This is a genomic window from Pseudocitrobacter vendiensis (assembly GCF_943590815.1).
Classification (GTDB): domain Bacteria; phylum Pseudomonadota; class Gammaproteobacteria; order Enterobacterales; family Enterobacteriaceae; genus Pseudocitrobacter; species Pseudocitrobacter vendiensis.
The window spans coordinates 1-4,351 of sequence record NZ_CALSBS010000068.1; the positions used below are offsets into that span (position 1 = coordinate 1).

3 protein-coding genes are annotated in these 4,351 nt (G+C 52.4%); 1 reads left to right on the forward strand and 2 read right to left on the reverse strand.

The window, feature by feature from the left end; all coding sequences use genetic code 11:
* Window positions 1-69: 69 nt before the first annotated feature.
* Window positions 70-1,518 (reverse strand): AMP nucleosidase, encoded by a 1,449-nt coding sequence (locus NMC31_RS25845; RefSeq protein WP_149462296.1) that lies wholly within the window; start codon window positions 1,516-1,518, stop codon window positions 70-72.
* A 114-nt stretch (window positions 1,519-1,632) separates the two neighbouring features.
* Entirely contained in the window at window positions 1,633-2,946 is a 1,314-nt protein-coding gene (gene shiA, locus NMC31_RS25850; protein ID WP_253899391.1) for a shikimate transporter, read from the reverse strand.
* Between the two features lie 291 nt (window positions 2,947-3,237).
* Here shiA and NMC31_RS25855 point away from each other — a divergent pair, with 291 nt between their 5' ends.
* Window positions 3,238-4,314: a glycosyltransferase family 9 protein gene (locus tag NMC31_RS25855; RefSeq protein WP_253899392.1), complete on the forward strand. Its 1,077-nt coding sequence runs from the start codon at window positions 3,238-3,240 to the stop codon at window positions 4,312-4,314.
* Window positions 4,315-4,351: the final 37 nt, after the last annotated feature.

The window sequence follows — 4,351 nt, forward strand, 5'->3', positions numbered from 1 at the left end:
TTTAGCGGGCTTTTTGCTTTTCTGCGTTCAGTAAAAAAAACGGGCCGTGGCGGCCCGTTTATCGCCTTATCACCGGAATGGTGGCTCGTTAAAGGTTCTTAGCTTACGCGAATGCAGCTTGTCACCTTCGGCACGCAGCAGGTCAATTGCGCGAATGCCAATCTGCAAGTGCTCGGAAATCGCCCCTTCATAGAAACGGTTTGCCTGGCCCGGCAGTTTAATTTCGCCATGCAGCGGTTTGTCAGAGACGCACAACAGGGTGCCGTAAGGTACGCGGAAGCGATAACCCTGGGCTGCGATAGTGGCGCTTTCCATATCAATCGCCACGGCGCGACTGAGGTTGAATCGCAGCGCGGAAGCCGAATAGCGCAACTCCCAGTTACGATCGTCCGTCGTCACCACGGTGCCGGTGCGCAGACGTTGTTTAACCTCTTCGCCTGGCATACCGCTGACCTGCTTGGTGGCGTCATAGAGGGCACGTTGCACCTCGGCAATGCTTGGTATGGGAATGTCAGGCGGCAGCACCGCATCCAGCACGTGGTCGTCGCGAAGATAAGCGTGCGCCAGAACGTAGTCGCCAATGGTCTGGCTTTCGCGCAGACCGCCGCAGTGGCCAATCATCAGCCAGACATCCGGACGCAATACCGCAAGATGGTCACAGATGTTTTTGGCGTTCGACGGGCCTACGCCGATGTTAATCAGCGTGATCCCCTGGCCGTCAGCGGTGATGAGGTGCCACGCTGGCATCTGATGTTTTTTCCAGGCCAAATCGGAAATCGCTTGTTCCGGCGCTTCCGTATCCGCAGTGATCCAAATTCCCCCGGCGCAGGAAAGCGCAATATACGGGCTTTCCGGGTCGAGAATCTGGCTACAGCCCCAACGGACAAACTCATCCACATAACGGGTGTAGTTGGTGAACAATACAAATGGCTGGAAATGTTCTACCGGCGTGCCAGTGTAGTGACGCAGCCGGGCGAGCGAGAAATCCACACGGCGCGCGTCAAAGTGCGAAAGCGGATAGAACTCAGTGGGATGGAAAATGCCATCCGCTGTTTCATCGCCAATTTGCGCCAGCTCCGTGGTGGGGAAAAAGCGCGTCAGGTCGGCACTCATGGAACGGTCGAGCATTAAACCGTCGATCACGTACGGATAGGGGATCTCATGCTGCGACAGGCCCACCTCAATGTGTGCATCATAATCTTCATGCAGCAACGTGAGCTGTTCCAGCAGGTAAGGACGGAACAAGGTGGGATGCGTGATGGTGGTGGTGTAACACCCGGAGTGGGTAAAGCGGCCAAAGGCGCGCGTTTTCTGTGCTTTGTGCGCGTTTCCGCTCCATGAAACCGAGAGCTGGGGGTAGACAAAAAGCCCCTCGGCGCGTGCTTTGGCATCAGGCAGCGAATGATTATCAATGTACACGGAAATGGCATTACGCAGGGCGGTGACCGACTGGTCATACAGTGCCTGAAGTTTTTCCAGGGCTTGTTCAGGCGTCAGGCTTGCGCTCGTAGTATTCATCCTTCGCTCCTTGTGTCAGGTCTGCGGCGTTTTTCGATAGTATGTCAGCCTCAGATGAAACAAAAGCGTCAGAAGACGCCTTTGTCACAACTGATTAACCTTTAAGCAAGATGCTCAGGCCTGCGGCTTATCCTTCATCAGCAGGGCAGTGGCTGCGGATATCAGGCAGCCAGCCAGCAGGTAAATGGCTACGCTGTGCCAGTCGCCACCCGAGAAGGTGACCAGTGCTGCGGCGATGAACGGTGTGAATCCCCCGCCAACCACGCTTGCGACCTGATAACCGACACCGGCGCCGCTGTAACGATAGCCGGCGCCAAACATCCCGGTGAACATGGGTTGCTGAACGCATACCACCATGTCATGCGCGACGTTAGCCAGCATGATGGCGAAGAACACTATCCAGAACAGGGATTGCGCCTCCAGTGCCATGAAGAAGGGGAAGGCGCTAAGTGTGCCGGTTAATGCACCAATAATGTAAACACGGCGTCGGCCGAAGCGATCGGCGAGCCAGGCAAAGAAGGGGATAGTGAGACAGCTTACGCCACCGACCAGCAAACCGATGTTGAGGAACAGTTCGCGGGGCAGCCCGAGATTTTGCGTTGAGTAATTGAGGGCGAAGGCAGTGACGATGTACATGGTCAACAGTTCGCACAGGCGTAAACCGATAATCTTCAGGAAAGCGCCAGGATGACGAACCAGCGCTTCCATAACCGGCAGGCGTTGTTTGACTGGCGGCGTTTGCTGCTGCTGTTCGAATTCCTCGGACTCTTCCATTCCGTTACGGACCCATAACGCGCCAAGCACCAGTACAACGCTAAACAGGAAAGGAATGCGCCAGCCCCAGGTCAGGAACTGTTCGTCAGTGGTGAGCATGCTGATAAGCGAAACCAGCCCGGTGGAAAGCAGCAGCCCTACGCCATAACCCACCTGCACGCCGCTGCTGTAGAACGCTTTTTTATTCTCTGGCGCGCTCTCTACCGAGAGCAGTGCCGCGCCGCCCCATTCACCGCCAACGGCAAACCCCTGGATAGCGCGCAGCGTGACCAGCAATGCGGGCGCCCACCATCCTGCCGACGCAAAGGAGGGCAGCAGGCCGATTAACGCCGTCGCGCCGCCCATCATCCAGACGGTCAGCATCAGCATACGTTTACGGCCAAGACGATCGCCGAAATGACCAAAGATCACTCCGCCGAGTGGGCGAAACAGGAATCCAACGCCGAAGGTCGCGAAAGCGGCCAGCGTGCCCATCGCCGGGCTAACCTGCGGAAAGAATTCTCGGTTGAACACCAGCGCGGCGGTAATGCCATAAAGCAGAAAATCGTACCAGTCGACGACGGCTCCGGCAAAACTGCCGAGTGCGGCGCGTCGGGCGCGGCTAAGTGAAGGTGTTTTCTCCTGAAGACACGTGGAGGTGAGGGTGGAATCCATAGTTATCCTGTCTGTACCGTCTTTTTCTTATATTCGTAAATAAAATTGTACACATTGCGCCAGTTCATAACTGGTTCTTATGAGACTACCGCGACTGACGCACCAGGGGAATGGTTTTATGTACTGAATTTTTATGTAACGGTAAGATTACACTTAGTTACGCACTAAAATTATTCATTTTTTCAAAAGGGTTCACAAAACGATGCGCAGAACGATGAAGTCGATGGTGATAGATCTGATAGACTGCGGCGAAATGTAATATTTCATTCGACAGGGAGTTGTCGCCACTCAATGCCATTACTAACGATGTTCAGGAATATCATATTTAGTTTTTATGATTATAATGCCAAAAGCATTCATATTAATGATGTGAAATTTGTTGTTATTCACATTCCCGACCAGATTGGGGATGCCATGGCGATTTATCCTCTGATTCGCGCACTGGAACAACAACCCATAGCACATCTGCTAATTGTGTCATCCACGCTTAATAAACCTGTATTTGAGGCTTTGACATTAAATAACACAAAGTTAACTGTCACAACGATGACGATGCAGGACCACGCCACGATTGCTGAAATAAAAAAACTCGCGACGGCAATAAAAGAGCAATATGGTACGCCCGACCTTTGCATCGAAGCAATGCGGAAAAAGAACTTCAAAACTATGGTTTTTATCCGCACGCTAAAAGCTGGAACTAACTTTCAGGTCGTGGGGCTAACTCAGAAATGTTATTCCCCATCATGCAAGATAGCCTCAAGAATGGATCAGCATCTTCGCGCGCCTGTCCCTATGACCTGGGCGACGCTAATGAGAGACGCGGGTTTTCCCGCTGTTGCTGCGAAATATGAATTTCCGCTAAGCACTGAGTCCATCACAGAAGTGCGTAAAGAGATGGGGGCGTTGGGGCCATATATCGCCATGAATTTAGAAGGCAGCATTGCGGCGAGAACGTTTTCATACGCTGTTGCGCAGAATCTGATTGCGATAATTCAACGTGTATGTGATATGCCGATTGTCATTGTGCACGGCCCCAAAGGTATTGAGAGTGCGGAAAAACTCGTGGAATCGCGCCGTAATGTTTATCGATTAACATTACCCCCTACACTGATGCGATCGGCGAGCATTATTAAAGACGCTTTTCTGGCTATCACACCGGACACATCAATATTGCATATGGCCAGTGCTTACAATACACCGGCTATTGCAATTTACGCGGATTATAAAACACGCTGGCCGACGATGCAGGATATTGCAGAGAACATTGTGGTGGGGAAAGATATTGATCATATCAATATGAATGAGTTTGAAGTCACGTTAAGACGTATTTTGATGAGGATCGACAGGCAACCGCGTTCTGTGGGGTGACAGATAACTTTCTGCCGAAAAGCAAAAAGCCCGCAAT